Source organism: Variovorax paradoxus EPS (genome assembly GCF_000184745.1).
In the GTDB taxonomy this organism is placed as follows: Bacteria; Pseudomonadota; Gammaproteobacteria; order Burkholderiales; family Burkholderiaceae_C; genus Variovorax; species Variovorax paradoxus_C.
This window is the reverse complement of record NC_014931.1, coordinates 1470183-1487826: the sequence shown is the minus strand read 5'-3', so window position 1 is coordinate 1487826 and position 17644 is coordinate 1470183. Positions and strand designations below refer to the sequence as shown.

Sequence of the window (17644 nt, the reverse complement as noted above, 5' to 3'; positions counted from 1 at the left end):
AGCGGTTGGGGACAGCGCGCGATCTTGCATGAAGCGGGCGGCGGGTTGGAGGCTCAGCCTCTCAGCCGCGCCGCGTGGCGATGAGCGAGCGCACGTCGATCGCCGGCAGGCGCGGGCGGTCCGCTTCCATCTCGGCCAGCGGCGCCACTTCGCGCAGGCTCTCGAGGCTGCGCACCGTGAGCGCCTGATAGACGTGCGTACCTTCGAGCTTCCAGGCGATCTCGTCGTCGCTGAGCTCGCGTTTCACCTTCGCCGGAATGCCCGACACCAGCGAGCGCGCCGGCACCTTCATGCCGGCCGGAACGAAGGCGCAGGCCGCGACGATGGCCTTCTCGCCGATCTCGGCCTCGTCCATCACCACCGCGTTCATGCCCACCAGCGCGTCGCGCCGCACGATGCAGCTGTGCAGGATCGCGCCGTGGCCAATATGGCCGTTGACCTCCACCACCGTGTCGTTCTCGGGAAAACCGTGGATGCAGCAGTGGTCCTGCACGTTGGAGCCCTCCTCCAGCACGATGCGGCCGAAGTCGCCGCGCAGGCTCGCCAAGGGGCCGACGTAGCAGTTCGGGCCGACGATCACATCGCCGATCAGCACGGCGCTGGGATGCACATAGGCGCTCGGGTCGACGACGGGAATCACGCCGTCGATGGAATAGCTGGGCATTCGGTCGGTCTCCTTTTTTTAGGGGGACTCAGGGTTTGCCCTGAATCGACCCGCTTGTGCCGGGATTGCGGTCAATCCTAAAATCAACCGAACGGTCGGTCAATAGTGTTTACTAGCCGATTCGTACCCACACAAGGATGAAAGACACGCCATGTCGGAACCTTTAGTTCTCGTCAGCAATGCCGGTGCCGTCCGCACGCTGAGCCTCAACCGCCCCGCGGCGCTCAACAGCTTCACGACCGGGCTGCATGCCGAATTGATGGCGGCGCTCGAATCGGCGGCCAAGGACGACAGCGTGCGCTGCGTCGTCCTCACCGGCGCCGGACGCGCCTTCTGCGCGGGACAGGACCTCGCCGATCCTTCGGTCGCCCCCGACCCCACGCCCGGCGCCGCGCCCAAAGACCTGGGCCACGTCATCTCCACTTACTACGCGCCGCTCGTCGCGCGCCTGCGCTCGATGCCGGTGCCGGTGGTCGCAGCCGTCAACGGCGTTGCCGCCGGAGCGGGCGCCAACCTCGCGCTGTGCTGCGACCTCGTCGTGGCCGGCCGCTCGGCCAGCTTCATCCAGGCCTTCACCAAGATCGGCCTCGTGCCCGACACCGGCGGCACCTGGCTGCTGCCGCGTCTGGTGGGCTCGGCGCGCGCCCTCGGCATCGCGATGCTCGGCGACAAGCTGCCGGCCGAAGAAGCCGCGCGCATCGGCCTGATCTGGCAGTGCGTAGACGACGCGGCATTGGCCGACACGGCCGCCGCACTCGCATCGAAGCTCGCCGCGATGCCGACCCGCGCCCTCGTCGCGACCCGCGAAGCGATGGCTGCTGCGCAGGACTTGGACCTCGACGCGGCGCTCGCCGAAGAAGCCCGCATCCAGCGCGAGATGGGCAACGCCGACGACTACCGCGAAGGCGTCGAAGCCTTTCGCGCCAAGCGCGCGCCGGTGTTCAAGGACCGCTGAGCATGACCGAACCGACCCGCACGCCCCAGCAGACGGCCGAGTACGTTCGTGACGGCATGCTCGCCAACGACAACGCCACCAAGGGTTTGAACATGCGCATCGTCGAGGTCGGCCCCGGCCAGGCCACCATCGAGATGCGCGTTCGCCCCGACATGCTCAACGGCCACGCCACCTGCCATGGCGGCTTCATGGCCACGCTGGCCGACTCGACCTTCGCCTTCGCCTGCAACTCGTACAACGAGCTGACCGTGGCCTCGGGCTTCTCGATCGACTTCATCGCCCCCGCGCGCGAAGGCGATGTGCTCACCGCGCGCTGCCACGAGGTCTCCAAGGCCGGCCGCACCGGCGTGTACGACACCGAAATCACCAACCAGCGCGGCGAGCGCATCGCGATGTTCCGTGGCCGTTCGTACACCGCCAAGGGCCGCCCCGCCGTTCCTGCCGTCCCTGCCTGAACGAAGAGACAAGAAGACCCACCATGACCGCCCGACACCCCGCCCCCGGCGAACTCGACCCCATCGAAACCGCGAGCCGCGACGAGATCGCTGCACTGCAGCTCACGCGCCTGCGCGCCACGCTGCAGCGCGCCTACGACAACGTGCCGCACTATCGCCGAGCCTTCGATGCGAAGGGCGTGCACCCCGACGATCTGAAGTCGCTCGCCGACCTGTCGAAGTTTCCGTTCACGGTGAAGAGCGACCTGCGCGACAACTATCCCTTCGGCATGTTCGCCGTGCCGCGCGAAAACGTGGCGCGCATCCATGCCTCGTCGGGCACCACCGGCAAGCCGACGGTGGTCGGCTACACGCTGAAAGACATCGACACCTGGGCCGATCTCGTCGCCCGCTCCATCCGCGCAGCGGGCGGACGGCCCGGCGACATGGTGCATGTGTCGTACGGCTACGGCCTCTTCACCGGGGGCCTCGGCGCGCACTACGGCGCCGAGCGCGCGGGCTGCACGGTCATCCCGATGTCGGGCGGCCAGACCGAGAAGCAGGTGCAGATCATCCAGGACTTCAAGCCGAACATCATCATGGTCACGCCCAGCTACATGCAGGTGATCATCGAGCAGTTCGAGCGCCAGGGCCTCGACGCGAAAGACAGCTCGCTCAAGATCGGCATCTTCGGCGCCGAGCCGTGGACCGAAGCGATGCGCCGCGACATCGAGACCAAGGCCGGCATCGACGCGGTCGACATCTACGGCCTCTCCGAAGTGATGGGCCCCGGCGTCGCGAGCGAATGCGTCGAGAGCAAGGACGGCCCGGTGATCTGGGAAGACCACTTCTATCCCGAGATCATCGACCCCGAAACCGGCGAGCTGAAAGCCGACGGCGAAGAAGGCGAACTGGTCTTCACGTCGCTCAGCAAAGAGGCAATGCCCATCATTCGCTACCGCACGCGCGATCTCACGCGCCTGTTGCCGCCCACCTCGCGTTCGTTCCGCCGCATGGGCAAGATCGTCGGGCGCAGCGACGACATGATGATCATCCGCGGCGTGAACGTCTTTCCCACGCAGGTGGAGGAGATCGTGCTCGCGCACAAGAGCCTGTCGGGCCTCTACCAGGTGCACGTGAGCCGTGTCGACAAGCTCGATCAGGTCGAGGTGCACTGCGAACTCAACCCCGCCGACGCCGCCTCGGCCGACCGCACCGCCATCGGCGAATGGGTGCAGCACCGCGTGAAGACGCTCATCGGCATTTCGACGCGCGTGGTGGTTCACGCGCCTGACGAGATGGAACGCACACAGACCGGCAAGGCGCGCCGCGTGATCGACACGCGCCCGCGCTGAATCCCCCACACACGAAAGGACACGCACATGTACACCCAGGCCATGGACACCATGGGCAAGGACGCAGGCGACGGCAAGAAGGCCGTGCGTTCCGCCGACGAGATGCGGCTCGAGGAGCGCTTCGATGCGCAGATCGATGCAGGCGAATTCATCGAGGCGAAGGACTGGATGCCCGAGCACTACCGCAAGACGTTGGTGCGCCAGATCAGCCAGCACGCGCACTCCGAAATCGTCGGCATGCTGCCCGAGGGCAACTGGATCAGCCGCGCACCGACGCTCAAGCGCAAAGCGATCCTGCTGGCCAAGGTGCAGGACGAAGGCGGCCACGGCCTCTACCTGTATGCCGCCGCCGAAACGCTGGGCACCTCGCGCGACCAGATGTTCGACGCGCTGCACAGCGGCAAGGCCAAGTACAGCTCGATCTTCAACTACCCCACGCTCACCTGGGCCGACATGGGCACCATCGGCTGGCTGGTCGATGGCGCGGCCATCATGAACCAGGTGCCGATCTGCCGCTGCTCGTACGCACCGTATGCGCGCGCCATGATCCGCATCTGCCGCGAGGAGAGCTTTCACCAGCGCCAGGGCTACGAAGCCCTGCTCACCATGATGACCCACGGCACCGACGCGCAGAAGGCGATGGTGCAGGACGCGGTCAACCGCTGGTGGTGGCCCTCGATCATGATGTTCGGCCCGCCCGACGACCAGTCGCCCAACTCGGCGCAGTCGATGCGCTGGGGCATCAAGCGCTTCAGCAACGACGAACTGCGCCAGAAGTTCATCGACGCCGCCGTGGAACAGGCCGCCATCCTCGGCGTGACCCTGCCCGACCCCGACTTGAAGTGGAACGAAGAGCGCCAGGCGCACGACTTCGGCGCCATCGACTGGAGCGAGTTCTGGCGCGTGGTCGGCGGCGACGGCCCCTGCAACCGCGAGCGCCTGCAGGCGCGCGTCGACGCCTGGGAAGACGGCGAATGGGTCCGCGAAGCCGCGATGGCCCACGCCAACAAACAACCGATGAAGGAGGCCGCATGAGCGCCGATACGACCAAGCAAGAGTGGCCCCTGTGGGAAGTGTTCGTTCGCAGCAAGGCGGGCCTGGACCACAAGCACTGCGGCAGCCTGCACGCGGCCGATTCGAAGATGGCGATCCAGATGGCGCGCGACGTGTACACGCGCCGCCAGGAAGGCAGCAGCATCTGGGTGGTGCGCTCCGAGCAGATCGTGGCGAGCGACCCAGGAGAGAAGGACATGTACTTCGACCCGGCCGAAGACAAGGTCTACCGCCATCCGACTTTCTACGCGCTGCCCAAGTCCGTGGACCACATGTGAGGCCCCGATGAGCACCCGCACGTGGACTTCGCGTTGTCCCCTCTCCCTCTGGGAGAGGGCTAGGGTGAGGGCCGCCGGCCTTCGCCACCGACAGGCTTTATCCACCGCCCATGCCCTCACCCCAGCCCTCTCCCCAAGGGGAGAGGGAGCAAGACAGAGTTGGAGCCGCTGACATGCAAGCATCGATCGAACTGAACCGCACGCCCGCCGTGCAATACCTGCTGCGCATCGGCGACACGTGCCTCGTGCTCGCGCAGCGCCTGGGCGAGTGGTGCGGCCATGCGCCCGTGCTCGAAGAAGACATCGCGATGGCCAACATCGCGCTCGACCTCGTCGGCCAGGCCCGCGCGCTGCTCACGCATGCCGGCAAGCTCGAGGGCGAAGGCCGCGCGCACGACGAAGACCAGCTCGCGTACCTGCGCGACGAGCGCGACTACTTCAACCTCACGCTGGTCGAGTTGCCGCGCGGCGACTTCGCTTTCGCCGTGCTGCGCAACACCATGGTCGCCACGCTGCTCAAGCTGCTGTGGCAGCGCCTTGCAGCATCGAGCGATGCGGAAGTGGCAGCCATCGCCGGCAAGGCGGTGAAGGAAGCGCGCTACCACCAGCAGCACTCGGCCGACTGGGTCGTGCGCCTGGGCGACGGCACCGACGAATCGCGCCGCCGCACCGAGAAGGCGTTGAAGCAGCTCTGGCTCTATGTGCCTGAACTCTTCGAGAGCGACGCAGTGGACGCTGAAGCCAGCGCCAGCGGCCTCGGCCCCGCATGGAGCGAACTGCGCGAGCCGTGGCACGCCGAGATGCAGCAGGTGCTCGATGCGGCCGGCCTCCCGATGCCCAAGGAGGCCGCCTTCCGCAGCACGGGCAAGCAGGGCGTGCACAGCGAGCACATGGGCTACATCCTCACCGAGATGCAGCATCTGCAGCGCAGCTTCCCCGGAGGCGTGTGGTGAACACCGACGTGGCATCGCGTGTCGAGGCTGCCTGGGCCGTGCTGCACACCGTGCTCGACCCCGAGGTGCCGGCCGTGTCGGTGTGCGACCTGGGCATCGTGCGCGAAGTGATCGAGCATGACGACGGGCTGGAGATCGTGCTCACGCCGACCTACTCCGGTTGCCCCGCGACCGAAGCCATCGAGCACGACGTGCTGGCTGCCATCGAGCAGGCCGGTCTCGGCCGCGCACGCGCCACGCTGCGCCGCGCGCCTGCATGGACGAGCGACTGGATCAGCGACGAAGGCCGCGCCAAGCTCAAGGCCTACGGCATCGCGCCGCCGGCGCACCTCACACCCGAAGCCGCCGCCAGCACCGCGATGCCGATCAGGCTCTTCGGCCGCATCGCCGGCGAACGCATCGCCTGCCCGCGCTGCGCGAGCGAGCGCACCGAGCGGCTCTCGGCCTTCGGCTCCACCGCCTGCAAGGCCCTCTATCGCTGCATGGCCTGCCGCGAACCTTTCGAACATTTCAAGCCGATCTAAGGCACCCCCGATGAGCACCCTTTTCCATCCCCTGCGCGTGAAGGCCATCGAGCCCGACACGCACGAGGCCGTCATCGTCTCGTTCGAGGTGCCGGCCGACCTGCAGGAAGTCTTCGGCTTCACGCAGGGCCAGTACCTGACCCTCCGCCACGACATCGACGGCCAGGACTTGCGCCGCTCCTATTCGATCTGCGCGGGCCTGGACGACGGCGAGCTGCGCGTCGGCGTGCGCAAGGTGCGCGGCGGCGTGTTCTCCAACTGGATCAACGCCAGCCTGCAGCCCGGCGACACCTTGCAGGTGATGGCGCCGCAGGGCCGCTTCTTCGTGCCGATCGAGCCGGCCTCGGCCCGGCACCACGTCGGCATCGCGGGCGGCAGCGGCATCACGCCGATCCTCTCGATCATGAAGACGGTGCTGGCGCGCGAACCCGCGAGCCGCTTCACGCTGATCTACGGCAACCGCCAGCTGCAGTCCACGATGTTCAAGGAAGAGATCGAGGACCTGAAGAACCGCTACATGACGCGCCTCGTGCTGCTGCACGTGTTCTCCGACGAGCACACCGATTCGCCGCTGGGCTTCGGCGTGATGAACCGCGAGAAGATCGGCGAGTTCCTGCAGTCGGTGGTGCCGGCGAAGAAGATCGACCATGTGTACGTCTGCGGCCCGTTCCAGATGAACGACGAGGCCGAAGCCGCGCTGCTCGCGGCCGGCGTGCCGGAAGACCGCATCCACATCGAACGCTTCGGCGTGGCCCTGCCCTCGACCTCCTCCTCCGGCCAGGTCGGCGCCGTGGTGCACGAGCCGCAGCCGGGCGACGCCAAGCAGGCCCGCATCACCATCGTGCGCGACGGCCTGCAGCGCGAGATCACTTTCACCGAAGGCCAACCCAGCATCCTCGACGCGGCATCCGCCGCCGGCCTCGAAGTGCCGTTCTCGTGCACCTCCGGCGTGTGCGGCACCTGCCGCGCGAAGTGCGTGGACGGGGAAGTCCGCATGGAAAGAAACTTCGCGCTCGACAAGAATGAAGTGGCCGCCGGGTTCGTGCTGACCTGCCAGGCCCACCCCCTCACCGACCGTGTCACCTTGTCCTTCGACGAGCGTTGACACCTCGGTCAAACAACGATTTTTCAACCCGGAGACAAGACCCAATGAAATTCTTCTTCCAGCCCCTTCTGATCGCCGCGCTGTGCGCCACCGCCGCCGCGGCGTGGGCCGACGTCAATGTCGGCGTGACGGTGTCGGCCACCGGCCCGGCCGCCTCGCTCGGCATTCCCGAGAAGAACACCATCGCGCTGATGCCCAAGACCATCGGTGGCCAGAAGATCAACTACATCGTGCTGGACGATGCCTCCGACACCACCGCGGCCGTGGCCAACACCCGCAAGCTGATCGCCGAGAACAAGGTCGACATCGTGCTGGGCTCCACCACCACGCCCAACTCGCTCGCGATGATCGACGTGGTGAGCGAAGCCAAGGTGCCCATGATCTCCATCGCCGCCTCGGCCCGCATCATCGAGCCGATGGACGCGAAGAAGAAGTGGGTCTTCAAGACGCCGCAGAACGACATCATGATGTCCCTCGCCATCGCCGAGCACATGGCTGCCAACGGCGTAAAGACCGTCGCCTACATCGGCTTTTCCGATGCGTACGGCGAAGGCTGGTCGGAAGAATTCGCCAAGGCCGCGGCGCTCAAGAAGATCACCGTGGTCGCCAACGAGCGCTTCTCGCGCAGCGACACCTCGGTGACCGGCCAGGCGCTGAAGATCATGGCCGCCAAGCCCGACGCCGTGCTGGTCGGGGGCTCGGGCACGCCGGCCGCACTGCCGCAGAAGACGCTCAAGGAGCGCGGCTACACCGGCAAGATGTACCAGACGCACGGCGTGGCGAATTCCGACTTCCTGCGCGTGGGCGGCAAGGATGTGGAAGGCACCTTCCTGCCCGCAGGCCCCGTGCTCGTGGCGGCCCAGTTGCCTGCCGACAACCCGGTGAAGAAGTCCGCACTGGCCTACGTGACGGCCTATGAAGCGGCCAACGGCAAGGGCACCGTGTCGACCTTCGGCGCGCATGCATGGGACGCGGGCCTCTTGATGACCTCGGCCGTGCCGGTCGCGCTGAAGAAGGCGCAGCCGGGCACGCCGGAGTTCCGCGCGGCGCTTCGCGATGCGCTGGAGCAGACCAAGGATGTGTCGGGCGCGCATGGCGTGTTCAATATGACCGAGAAGGACCACCTGGGTCTGGACCAACGCGCGCGCGTGATGGTGAAGATCGAGAACGGCGCCTGGAAATACCAGCCCTGATGTCTTTGCCTTTCTCCCTCCCCCTCTGGGGGAGGGCGGGGGTGGGGGCACGACGGCATTGACGTACGCGTAGCCGTGACTGCGGGGGCGGCCCCCATCCCAACCTTCCCCCAGAGGGGGAAGGAGCCATACGGTGCAGCGACTGATTCGATAAACGGGCCAAGCCCGAAGGTTCTCTTATGGATTTGCAGATCGCCCTGTTGTTGGGGCAGGACGGCATCGTCAACGGTGCCGTCTACGGATTGATGGCGCTCGCCCTCGTGCTGGTGTTCTCGGTCACGCGCGTCATCTTCATCCCCCAGGGCGAGTTCGTCGCCTTCGGGGCGCTCTCGATGGCGATGCTGCAGGCCGGCCGCGTGCCGGCCACGCTGTGGCTCTTGCTTGCGCTCGCGGTGACGGTGCTGATCGTCGAGTTCTGGCGCTGGAAGCGCGGGGCGGTGGTCGACTGGGCCTCGGCGATCGCCTGGTGCGTGGTGCTTCCGCTGGCCGCCGCCGCGCTGGTGCTGCTGCTCAAGCCCACGTCGATGGCGGGACAGACGCTCACCACGCTCGTCCTCATCACGCCGCTCGGCCCGCTGCTCTACCGCCTGGCCTATCGGCCGCTGGCGGATGCCAACGTGCTGATGCTGCTGATCGTCTCGGTCGCGCTGCACGGCGTGCTCGTGGGCCTGGGCCTGCTCTTCTTCGGCGCCGAAGGCTCGCGCACCACGGCCTTCTCGGACGCACGCTTCGACATCGGCGGCATCCCGGTCAGCGGGCAATCGCTGGTGGTGGTCGGGGTCACGCTGCTGCTGGTGATCGCGATGTTCCTGTTCTTCGGGCGCTCGATGGTCGGCAAGGCATTGCGCGCGACCGCCATCAACCGCGTCGGCGCACGGCTCTCGGGCATTCCGACCGAACTCTCGGGCGACCTGAGCTTCGCGCTCGCGGCGCTCATCGGCGCGGTGTCGGGCCTGCTCATCGCACCGCTCACCACCGTGTACTACGACACCGGCTTCCTGATCGGCCTCAAGGGCTTCGTCGCGGCCATCGTCGGCGGGCTCGCGAGCTATCCGCTGGCGCTGGTCGGCGCGCTGCTGGTCGGGCAGCTCGAAGCCTTCGCCTCTTTCTGGGCCAGCCCGTTCAAGGAAGTGCTGGTCTTCACTTTGATCATTCCCGTGCTGTGGTGGCGTTCGCTGCGCAGCCATCATGTGGAGGACGAGGAATGAGCTCGCCATCCAACAATATCGCCGTGAACGCGCCGCCCGCCGGCAAGCCGCTGGTCACGCCGCGCCAGCTCACGCTGGTCTTCGTCGTTGCGCTCGCGCTGGCCTGGGGCTTCCTGCCCGAGTTCACCGTGTCCGTGCTGAGCAACATCGGGCTCTATGCGCTGGTCGCCGCGGGGCTGGTGATGCTCACCGGCGTGGGCGGCATGACCTCGTTCGGCCAGGCCGCGTTCGTCGGCATGGGTGCGTATGCCACCGCGTGGATCTGCACCTCGCCCACCGCCGCCGCATGGCTGGGCGGCGCGGTGAGCCCCGCGCTGCTGCCGTGGGCCGGCCTCGCATTGGGCCTGGTCTTCACCTTCGCGCTCGCCTGGGCGCTGGGCGCGGTCACGCTCAAGCTGCAGGGCCACTACCTGCCGCTGTGCACCATCGCCTGGGGCCTGAGCCTTTACTACCTGTTCGGCAACATGGAGTTCCTGGGCGGGCAGACCGGCATCACCGGCGTGCCGCCGCTGGTGGTTGCCGGCGTGTCGCTCGCCACGCCGCGTGCGCTCGGCGTGGTGATCTGGGGCGTGCTGCTGCTCGCGCTGTGGGCGATGCACAACCTGCTCGATTCGCGCGAAGGCCGCGCCATCCGCGCGCTCAAGGGCGGGCGGCTGATGGCCGAGTCGATGGGCGTCGATACCGCGCGACACCGCATCAAGCTCTTCGTCTTGGCCGCGCTGCTCGCGGCGCTGTCGGGCTGGCTCTATGCGCACCTGCAACGCTTCGTGAACCCCACGCCCTTCAACCTGAACATCGGCATCGAGTTGCTGTTCATGGCGGTGGTCGGCGGCGCGGGACACCTGTGGGGCGCGGTGCTCGGCGCGGCGCTCATCACGCTGCTGAAGGAAAAGCTGCAGGACGTGCTGCCCGCGCTGCTGGGCACGAGCGGCAACTTCGAGGTGATCGTGTTCGGCCTCCTGATGCTCTTCGTGCTGCAGCGCTTTGCGGACGGGCTCTGGCCCACGCTCTCGCGGCTCGCGAGCCGCTGGGTGCGCAACGAGGCGCCGAAGGCAGCGCCCGCGGCATCGAAGGCCGCGCCCGCTCAACTGGCGCAGCGCACCCTGCCCGCATCGGGCGAGCTGCTGCTCGAAGCCAGCGACGTGAGCAAGCGTTTCGGCGGCCTCGTCGCCAACAACGCGATCTCGATGACCCTGAAGGCCGGCGAGATCCATGCGCTGATCGGCCCGAACGGCGCGGGCAAGAGCACCTTCTTCAACATGATCTCGGGCGTGGACGATCCGACCTCGGGCGTGGTGCGGCTCTCCGGCCAGTCGATGGCGACGAAGCCCTCGCGCGCCTTCGCCGCACTCGGCCTCGGCCGCACCTTCCAGCATGTGCGCCTGCTCGGCCAGCGCAGCGTGGTCGAGAACGTCGCGCTCGGCGCCCACCTGCGCGCCAAGCGCGGCTGGCTCGCCGCGATGCTGCGGCTGGACCGTGCCGAAGAAGCGGCGCTGATGGCCGAAGCCCGCCGCCAGATCGAACGCTGCGGCCTCGGCGCGCATGCCGACACGCCGGCCGCATCGCTCTCGCTCGGCCAGCAGCGCGTGGTCGAAATCGCGCGCGCCCTCGCCGGTCAGCCTTCGGTGCTGCTGCTCGACGAGCCCGCCGCGGGCCTGCGCCACCTGGAAAAGCGCGCGCTCTCCGTGCTGCTGAGCCAGCTGCGCGCCGAGGGCCTGGGCATCCTCGTGGTGGAGCACGACATGGAGTTCGTGATGAACCTGGCCGACCGCATCACGGTGCTGGAGTTCGGCACCGTCATCGCCACGGGAACGCCGGCCGAAGTGCAGGCCAATCCGCGCGTGCTCGAGGCCTACCTCGGCGGCGCCGACGACGAACTGCTGGAAGACGCACGATGAGCCATCCCCTGCTTCAACTGGACGACTTCTGCGTCGCCTACCGCACCGTCGAGGCGGTGCACAGCGTGCGCCTGCATGTGAACGAAGGCGAGATCGTCACCGTCATCGGCCCCAACGGCGCGGGCAAGACCACGCTCTTGTGCGCGACGATGGGCCTCCTGCCTTCCACCGGCGCGCTCACGCTTTCGGGCGAGCGCATCGCACGCCCCGGCGTCGAGACCATGGTCGCGCGCGGCGTGGCGCTGGTGCCCGAGCGGCGCGAGCTGTTCGGCGAGATGTCGGTCGAAGACAACCTGCTGCTCGGCGGCTTCTACCAGTGGCGCAAGGGCAAGCGCGACCAGCGCGCGCGCATGGAAGAAGTGTTCGAGATCTTCCCGCGCCTGCGCGAGCGCAAGCCGCAGATGGCCTCCACGCTCTCGGGCGGCGAACGCCAGATGCTGGCCATCGGCCGTGCGCTGATGGCGCGGCCGCGCCTCCTGATGCTCGACGAACCCTCGCTCGGCCTCGCGCCGCTGGTGGTGCGCGAAGTGCTGCGCGTGGTCTCGCAACTGCGAAGCCATGGCGTCTCGGTGCTGCTCGTGGAACAGAACGCGCGCGCCGCGCTGCAGGTGGCCGACCGGGCGTATGTGCTGGAGATGGGCGACGTGGCGCTGGAAGGCAATGCACGCGACCTGCTGCACGACCAAAGAATCATCGACACCTACCTGGGCATCGGCAACAAACACTGAACCCGCCTTGCTCTCCCTGTCTTTCTCCCTCCCCTTCCGGGGGAGGGCTGGGGTGGGGGCACGACGGCATTTGATGAAGCACTGCGCCGAACGAACGCCGCTTGCCCCCATCCCAGCCTTCCCCCGGAAGGGGAAGGAGCCAATACGAAGCCAAAGGACACCTTCATGACCACCCTTCAAAGCTACATCGCCGGCCGCTGGATCGGCAAGGAAAGCGCGCAGCAACTGCGCAGCGCCATCAACGGCAAGCCCGTCGCGAGCACGCATGCCGAGGCCATCGACTTCGCCGAAGCGCTGCAGTACGCACGCCGCACCGGCATCCCCGCGCTCATGAAGCTCGACTTCCAGCAGCGCGCCGAGCGCCTGAAGGCGCTGGCCAAGTACCTCGCCGCGAACAAGGAAACGCTCTATGCAATTTCGGCCCACACCGGTGCCACGCGCGCCGACAGCTGGATCGACATCGAAGGCGGCGCCGGCACGCTGAGCGCCTACGCCGGCATCGGCTCCAACGAGCTGCCCTCGGGCAACCTGGTGCACGAAGGCCCGGCCTTCCCGCTCGGCAAGAAGGGCGGCTTCGCGGGCACGCACATCCTGGTGCCGCGCGGCGGCGTGGCGGTGCACATCAACGCCTTCAACTTTCCGGTGTGGGGCCTGCTCGAGAAATTCGCGCCCAGCTTCCTCGCGGGCATGCCGTGCATCGGCAAGCCGGCCTCGGCCACGAGCTATCTCACCGAGGCCGCGGTTCGGCTCATCGTGCAGTCGGGCATCCTGCCCGAGGGCAGCCTGCAGCTGGTGATCGGCGGCACGGGCGACCTGCTCGATCGCCTCGAAGGGCCGGACGTGGTCACCTTCACCGGCTCGGCCGACACCGCTGCCAAGCTGCGTGTGCATCCGAACATCGTTCGCCAGTCGATCCCGTTCAACGCCGAGGCCGACTCGCTCAACTGCGCGATCCTCGCGCCCGACGTGACGCCCGACGACGAGGAGTTCGATCTCTTCGTAAAGGAAGTGGCGCGCGAGATGACGACCAAGGCCGGCCAGAAGTGCACCGCGATCCGCCGCGCGATCGTGCCGCGCCAGCACCTCGACGCGGTGGCCGAGCGCCTGCGCGCACGGCTCGCGAAAACGGTCATTGGCGATCCGTCGCGCGAAGAAGTGCGCATGGGCGCCCTCGCCTCGCACGCGCAGCAGGCCGACGTGGCCGAGCGCGTGGCCACGCTGTTGCAGGGTGCGGAGCTGGTCTACGGCGGGCGCGACGGCTTCTCGCCCGTGGGCGACGGCGTGAGCGAAGGCGCCTTCTTCGCGCCCACGCTGCTGCTGAGCCGCAAGCCCCTCGAACACGATGCGGCGCACGACGTCGAGGCCTTCGGCCCCGTCAGCACGCTGATGCCGTATGACGGCATCGACGAAGCCCTCGCACTCGCCGCACGCGGCCGCGGCAGCCTCGTCGGCACGCTGGTCACGCGCGATCCGGCCATCGCGGCCAAGGCCATTCCGGTCGCTGCCGCATGGCATGGCCGCCTGCTGGTGCTCGACCGCGAAGCCGCCACCGAATCGACCGGCCACGGCTCGCCGCTGCCGCAACTCAAGCACGGCGGCCCCGGCCGCGCGGGCGGCGGCGAAGAGCTGGGCGGCCTGCGCGCCGTCAAGCACTACCTGCAGCGCGCCGCGGTGCAGGGCTCGCCCACCATGCTGGCCGCGATCACCGGCGAGCACGTGCGCGGCGCGGCCGTGCGCGAGAGCGAGGTGCATCCGTTCCGCAGCTACTTCGAGGACCTGCGCATCGGCGACTCGCTGCTCACCCATCGCCGCACCGTCGGCGAGGCCGATATCGTGGCCTTCGGCGGCATCTCGGGCGACTATTTCTACATGCACTTCGACGAAGTCGCGGCGAAGGAATCGCCGTTCGGCAAGCGCATCGCGCACGGCTACTTCGTGCTGTCGGCGGCGGCGGGCCTGTTCGTCTCGCCCGCGCCGGGCCCGGTGCTCGCCAACTACGGCCTGGACACGCTGCGCTTCGTCAAGCCCGTGGGCATCGGCGACACCATCCGCGCGCGCCTGACCTGCAAGCGCAAGATCGACCGCAACAAGAAGGACGCGAGCGGCCAGGGCCAGGGCGTGGTGGCATGGGATGTCGAGGTGACGAACCAGGACGGCGATGTGGTGGCAAGCTACGACATCCTGACTCTCGTCTCCAAGAAACCGGAAGGAACCTGATGTTCGATCTCACAGGAAAAGTCGCGCTCGTCACCGGCGGCAACGGCGGCATCGGCCTCGGCATGGCACAAGGCCTCGCGAAGGCAGGCGCGCGTGTCATCGTCGCGGCGCGCAATGCACAGAAGTCCTCTGCCGCGGTCGAGGCGCTCAAGGCGCTGGGCAGCGACAGCTTCGCGCTCGAACTCGACGTGACCAGCGAAGCGTCGGTGCAGAAGGCGTTCGACGAAGCCGTCGCGCGCTGCGGCCGGCTCGACATCCTCGTCAACAACGCCGGCACCACGGTGCGCAAGCCGGTCGACCAGCTCGCGCTCGCCGAATGGCACCAGGTGATGGACACCAACCTCACGAGCGCCTTCCTCTGCAGCCGCGCCGCGCATCCGCATCTTCAGCGCGCGGGCGGCGGCAAGATCATCAACATCGGCTCGATGATGTCCATCTTCGGCGCGCCCTATGCGCCGGCCTACGCCGCGAGCAAGGCGGGCATCGTGCAGCTCACCAAGTCGACCGCGCTCTCGTGGGCGGCCGACAACATCCAGGTCAACGCAATCCTGCCCGGCTGGTTCGAGACCGAACTCACGGACGGCGCGCGCAGCCAGATTCCGGGCCTGTACGACCGCGTGGTGGCCCGCGCCGCCGCCGGCCGATGGGGCCAGCCGGCCGATATCGCCGGCACCGCGGTGTTCCTCGCGAGCCCCGCTTCGGACTACGTGACGGGCACGGCCATTCCGGTCGACGGCGGGTTTTCTATCTCTGGCTGAAGACGGGCGGCCCGTGTAGATTCGGCCGCCATGCTCTTCTGGTTCCAGATCTTTCTTTTCGTCGCCGGCACTGCCGCGCTGCTCTATGTCTCGCGCGGGCCGCTGCAGCAGCCCGGCTCGCATGGCTTCTATCGCTTCTTCGCGTGGGAATGCATGCTGGTGCTGATCGTGCTGAACCTGCCGGTGTGGCACGTCGATCCGTTCTCGGCAACGCAGATCGTCTCGTGCGTATTTCTCGCGCTCTCGATCTGGCTGCCGATCCACGCGGTGCGGCTGCTCAAGGCACAGGGCAAGCCCAGCGATGCGCGCAACGACGATCCGGCCCTCTACGGTTTCGAGAAGACCTCCTCGCTCGTGACCTCGGGCGCCTTCCGCTACATCCGCCACCCGATGTACACCGCGCTCATGCTGCTGGCCTGGGGCGCCTTCCTCAAGCAGTTCACCTGGCTCACGCTGGCGCTGGTGCTGGCGGCCACGCTGCTGCTGGTGCTGACGGCGCTGCGCGACGAGAAGGAATGCATCGCGCATTTCGGCGATACCTACCGCGACTACATGCGCGGCACGCGGCGCTTCATTCCGTTCTTGGTGTAGCCGAGGCCAGCGGTCCCAATGGCCGCGCATCCACCGCCTCGCCATCGACGATGAAGTGCCCGCCCGCCACGTGATGCAGCGTGCGCAGCTCGTCGTGGCCGGTGAAGTTCCAGCGCCCGTCGGAGAACACGCGCGCATCGGCCTGTGCGGCGATCACCTCGCCGAGAAAGAGGTCGTAGCGCTCCTGGATCGGCGGCTCGGGCAAGAGGCGGCATTCGAGCCATGCGGCGCAGCCTTCGAGCAATGGCGCATCGGTCGCGGTGCCTGCGAAGGTCTGAAGGCCATAGGCCGCGAACTTGTCATGCCCCGAGGTCTCGACGATCTTGCGGCCCGAGCTGTTGCCCAGCGCTTCGGTCAGGTCGAGTTGCGCGCGCACCGGCACCTGCAGCGCAAAGGTGCCCGCGCCTTCCAGCAGTACGCGCGTCCAGGTGCTCTTGTCGAGCACCACCGCCACCTTGGGCGGATCGAAATCCAGCGGCATCGCCCACGCGGCCGCCATGATGTTGCGCTGGCCGCCGTGCGCGGCACTCACGAGGACCGTGGGGCCGTGGTTGAGCAGGCGATAGGCCTTGGCGAGCGGGACGGGGCGGCGATGCGAAGACGAGGAGGCGTTCATGAAGTCGTCGGAAAATGAAGCAGGAACTGAGGCCGAAGCGGCGGCAAGCGTCGCACAAAGCCCGCCCTTCGTCATCTTCTGCCCGGAGCGCCCCTTCATGGAACCCTCGAAAGCCAGCTACACCGCCCTCGTCACCTCGCTGATGCGCGCGGTTCACACGCGCAGCGATCCCGCACCGCTACTGGACGACCCGTGGGGCGACCGCCTCGTGCCCGAGTCGGTGCAGGCAGGCCTGCGCGAGCGGGCGATGGCACGGCTGGACCCCGCACTGCGCGCCGAAGCCGCGCCCGCCAGGGTGCTGGATGCCGCGATGCGCGCAAACGCGGCCTATCCCGGCGTCATCCTGCGCAGCCGCTACACCGAAGACATGCTGGAAGCCGCGGTCGCGCGCGGCATCACGCAGTACGTGCTCATCGGCGCGGGCTTCGACAGTTTTCTCTGCCGCCGCCCGGCCTGGGCCGAAGGCCTGCAGATCTTTGAAGTGGACCACCCCGCGACGCAGCAACTGAAGCGCGAGCGCCCGCGGCACTGCGGCATCGCCGAATCGGATGCGGTGCATTTCGTGGCGGCGGACCTGTCCGAAGAGACGCTGCAGTCGGCGCTCGCACGCTCGTCCTTCGATCCGACGCAACCGAGCTTCTTCTCGTGGCTCGGCGTCACCGTGTATCTCACGCGCGAAGCGAACCTCGCAACGCTGCGCGCCATCGCCTCCATCGCACCCGCGGGGAGCGAGCTGGTCTTCACCTACATCGACGAAGCGGCGCTGCAACCCGGCCATGTGGGCACCGAGGGGTTCCGCAAGCTGCGCAGCGATGTGTCGGGCGTCGGCGAGGCCTTTCTCTCGGGCTTCGATCCAGCGGCGCTCGCTGCGCTGCTGCTGGAGACCGGTCTTGTGCTCACGGAGGACCTGGACGGCGAACAGACCGTGGTCCGCTACGACGCGGAGGGCGTCAACGGCCTGCAGCGGGCGGGCGCGGGGCACATCGCCCATGCACGTGTGAATGACCGCGTGCAGCCTCGTGCGGTCAGCGCTGCGCCGCCTGCCGCCTGAACTCGCTCGGGCTTCCGCCCGTGTGGTCGCGAAACAGGCACTGTTCGCTCGGAGACCCCGCCT

At 67.9% G+C, this 17644-nt stretch carries 18 protein-coding genes; 16 read left to right on the top strand and 2 right to left on the bottom strand.

Annotation, left to right across the window (positions count from 1 at the left end; genetic code table 11):
- Positions 1–61: 61 nt before the first annotated feature.
- Complete coding sequence (locus VARPA_RS06655) at positions 62–664, bottom strand: phenylacetic acid degradation protein PaaY (RefSeq protein ID WP_013539793.1); 603 nt, start codon at positions 662–664, stop codon at positions 62–64.
- A gap of 151 nt (positions 665–815) precedes the next feature.
- Here VARPA_RS06655 and VARPA_RS06650 point away from each other — a divergent pair, with 151 nt between their 5' ends.
- From VARPA_RS06650 to VARPA_RS06580, 15 genes are all read left to right on the top strand, one after another.
- A complete protein-coding gene (locus tag VARPA_RS06650; protein WP_013539792.1) occupies positions 816–1619 on the top strand; it encodes an enoyl-CoA hydratase-related protein in 804 nt (267 codons plus the stop codon).
- Between the two features lie 2 nt (positions 1620–1621).
- Entirely contained in the window at positions 1622–2074 is a 453-nt protein-coding gene (paaI, locus tag VARPA_RS06645) for a hydroxyphenylacetyl-CoA thioesterase PaaI (RefSeq protein ID WP_013539791.1), read from the top strand.
- A gap of 23 nt (positions 2075–2097) precedes the next feature.
- Entirely contained in the window at positions 2098–3408 is a 1311-nt protein-coding gene (paaK, locus tag VARPA_RS06640) for a phenylacetate--CoA ligase PaaK (RefSeq protein ID WP_013539790.1), read from the top strand.
- Between the two features lie 27 nt (positions 3409–3435).
- Positions 3436–4443: a 1,2-phenylacetyl-CoA epoxidase subunit PaaA gene (gene paaA / locus VARPA_RS06635; RefSeq protein ID WP_013539789.1), complete on the top strand. Its 1008-nt coding sequence runs from the start codon at positions 3436–3438 to the stop codon at positions 4441–4443.
- The gene (paaB, locus tag VARPA_RS06630; RefSeq protein ID WP_013539788.1) at positions 4440–4739 is read left to right on the top strand and encodes a 1,2-phenylacetyl-CoA epoxidase subunit PaaB; all 300 of its coding nucleotides are present in this window, start codon (positions 4440–4442) and stop codon (positions 4737–4739) included. The genes paaA and paaB overlap by 4 nt, the downstream gene beginning before the upstream one ends.
- Positions 4740–4912: 173 nt before the next feature.
- Positions 4913–5692, top strand: a complete 780-nt coding sequence (paaC, locus tag VARPA_RS06625) for a 1,2-phenylacetyl-CoA epoxidase subunit PaaC (protein ID WP_013539787.1) — start codon at positions 4913–4915, stop codon at positions 5690–5692.
- Positions 5689–6216 carry a 1,2-phenylacetyl-CoA epoxidase subunit PaaD gene (paaD, locus tag VARPA_RS06620; RefSeq protein WP_013539786.1) on the top strand — a complete coding sequence of 176 codons (528 nt, stop codon included), beginning with the start codon at positions 5689–5691 and terminating at the stop codon, positions 6214–6216. Before paaC ends, paaD begins: the two co-directional genes overlap by 4 nt.
- A gap of 10 nt (positions 6217–6226) precedes the next feature.
- A complete protein-coding gene (paaE, locus tag VARPA_RS06615) occupies positions 6227–7321 on the top strand; it encodes a 1,2-phenylacetyl-CoA epoxidase subunit PaaE (protein WP_013539785.1) in 1095 nt (364 codons plus the stop codon).
- Positions 7322–7365: 44 nt separating this feature from the next.
- Positions 7366–8514: an ABC transporter substrate-binding protein gene (locus VARPA_RS06610; protein ID WP_013539784.1), complete on the top strand. Its 1149-nt coding sequence runs from the start codon at positions 7366–7368 to the stop codon at positions 8512–8514.
- A 179-nt stretch (positions 8515–8693) separates the two neighbouring features.
- Positions 8694–9722 carry a branched-chain amino acid ABC transporter permease gene (locus VARPA_RS06605; protein ID WP_013539783.1) on the top strand — a complete coding sequence of 343 codons (1029 nt, stop codon included), beginning with the start codon at positions 8694–8696 and terminating at the stop codon, positions 9720–9722.
- The gene (locus VARPA_RS06600; RefSeq protein WP_013539782.1) at positions 9719–11620 is read left to right on the top strand and encodes an ABC transporter permease subunit; all 1902 of its coding nucleotides are present in this window, start codon (positions 9719–9721) and stop codon (positions 11618–11620) included. Before VARPA_RS06605 ends, VARPA_RS06600 begins: the two co-directional genes overlap by 4 nt.
- A complete protein-coding gene (locus VARPA_RS06595) occupies positions 11617–12348 on the top strand; it encodes an ABC transporter ATP-binding protein (protein WP_013539781.1) in 732 nt (243 codons plus the stop codon). The genes VARPA_RS06600 and VARPA_RS06595 overlap by 4 nt, the downstream gene beginning before the upstream one ends.
- A gap of 165 nt (positions 12349–12513) precedes the next feature.
- Entirely contained in the window at positions 12514–14565 is a 2052-nt protein-coding gene (gene paaZ, locus VARPA_RS06590) for a phenylacetic acid degradation bifunctional protein PaaZ (protein ID WP_013539780.1), read from the top strand.
- Positions 14565–15323 carry an SDR family NAD(P)-dependent oxidoreductase gene (locus VARPA_RS06585; RefSeq protein ID WP_013539779.1) on the top strand — a complete coding sequence of 253 codons (759 nt, stop codon included), beginning with the start codon at positions 14565–14567 and terminating at the stop codon, positions 15321–15323. The genes paaZ and VARPA_RS06585 overlap by 1 nt, the downstream gene beginning before the upstream one ends.
- A 30-nt stretch (positions 15324–15353) precedes the next feature.
- Positions 15354–15914, top strand: coding sequence for a methyltransferase family protein (locus tag VARPA_RS06580; protein WP_013539778.1), 561 nt, complete (start codon positions 15354–15356; stop codon positions 15912–15914).
- Here the strand turns inward: VARPA_RS06580 and VARPA_RS06575 are convergent.
- The gene (locus VARPA_RS06575) at positions 15895–16530 is read right to left on the bottom strand and encodes a flavin reductase family protein (RefSeq protein ID WP_013539777.1); all 636 of its coding nucleotides are present in this window, start codon (positions 16528–16530) and stop codon (positions 15895–15897) included. The genes VARPA_RS06580 and VARPA_RS06575 overlap by 20 nt on opposite strands.
- Positions 16531–16627: 97 nt before the next feature.
- Between VARPA_RS06575 and VARPA_RS06570 the strand changes: the two genes are divergently transcribed.
- A complete protein-coding gene (locus VARPA_RS06570) occupies positions 16628–17581 on the top strand; it encodes a class I SAM-dependent methyltransferase (protein WP_013539776.1) in 954 nt (317 codons plus the stop codon).
- Positions 17582–17644 lie beyond the last annotated feature (63 nt).

Excerpts from the sequence above, each read along its gene's own strand:
- VARPA_RS06585 (WP_013539779.1), top strand. The coding sequence starts at position 14,565 with ATGTTCGATCTCACAGGAAAAGTCGCGCTCGTCACCGGCGGCAACGGC.
- VARPA_RS06575 (WP_013539777.1), bottom strand. The coding sequence starts at position 16,530 with ATGAACGCCTCCTCGTCTTCGCATCGCCGCCCCGTCCCGCTCGCCAAG.
- VARPA_RS06580 (WP_013539778.1), top strand. The coding sequence starts at position 15,354 with ATGCTCTTCTGGTTCCAGATCTTTCTTTTCGTCGCCGGCACTGCCGCG.
- paaK (WP_013539790.1), top strand. The coding sequence starts at position 2,098 with ATGACCGCCCGACACCCCGCCCCCGGCGAACTCGACCCCATCGAAACC.
- paaE (WP_013539785.1), top strand. The coding sequence starts at position 6,227 with ATGAGCACCCTTTTCCATCCCCTGCGCGTGAAGGCCATCGAGCCCGAC.
- VARPA_RS06610 (WP_013539784.1), top strand. The coding sequence starts at position 7,366 with ATGAAATTCTTCTTCCAGCCCCTTCTGATCGCCGCGCTGTGCGCCACC.
- paaC (WP_013539787.1), top strand. The coding sequence starts at position 4,913 with ATGCAAGCATCGATCGAACTGAACCGCACGCCCGCCGTGCAATACCTG.
- VARPA_RS06600 (WP_013539782.1), top strand. The coding sequence starts at position 9,719 with ATGAGCTCGCCATCCAACAATATCGCCGTGAACGCGCCGCCCGCCGGC.
- VARPA_RS06595 (WP_013539781.1), top strand. The coding sequence starts at position 11,617 with ATGAGCCATCCCCTGCTTCAACTGGACGACTTCTGCGTCGCCTACCGC.
- VARPA_RS06570 (WP_013539776.1), top strand. The coding sequence starts at position 16,628 with ATGGAACCCTCGAAAGCCAGCTACACCGCCCTCGTCACCTCGCTGATG.
- paaB (WP_013539788.1), top strand. The coding sequence starts at position 4,440 with ATGAGCGCCGATACGACCAAGCAAGAGTGGCCCCTGTGGGAAGTGTTC.
- paaI (WP_013539791.1), top strand. The coding sequence starts at position 1,622 with ATGACCGAACCGACCCGCACGCCCCAGCAGACGGCCGAGTACGTTCGT.
- paaA (WP_013539789.1), top strand. The coding sequence starts at position 3,436 with ATGTACACCCAGGCCATGGACACCATGGGCAAGGACGCAGGCGACGGC.
- paaZ (WP_013539780.1), top strand. The coding sequence starts at position 12,514 with ATGACCACCCTTCAAAGCTACATCGCCGGCCGCTGGATCGGCAAGGAA.
- VARPA_RS06650 (WP_013539792.1), top strand. The coding sequence starts at position 816 with ATGTCGGAACCTTTAGTTCTCGTCAGCAATGCCGGTGCCGTCCGCACG.
- VARPA_RS06605 (WP_013539783.1), top strand. The coding sequence starts at position 8,694 with ATGGATTTGCAGATCGCCCTGTTGTTGGGGCAGGACGGCATCGTCAAC.
- VARPA_RS06655 (WP_013539793.1), bottom strand. The coding sequence starts at position 664 with ATGCCCAGCTATTCCATCGACGGCGTGATTCCCGTCGTCGACCCGAGC.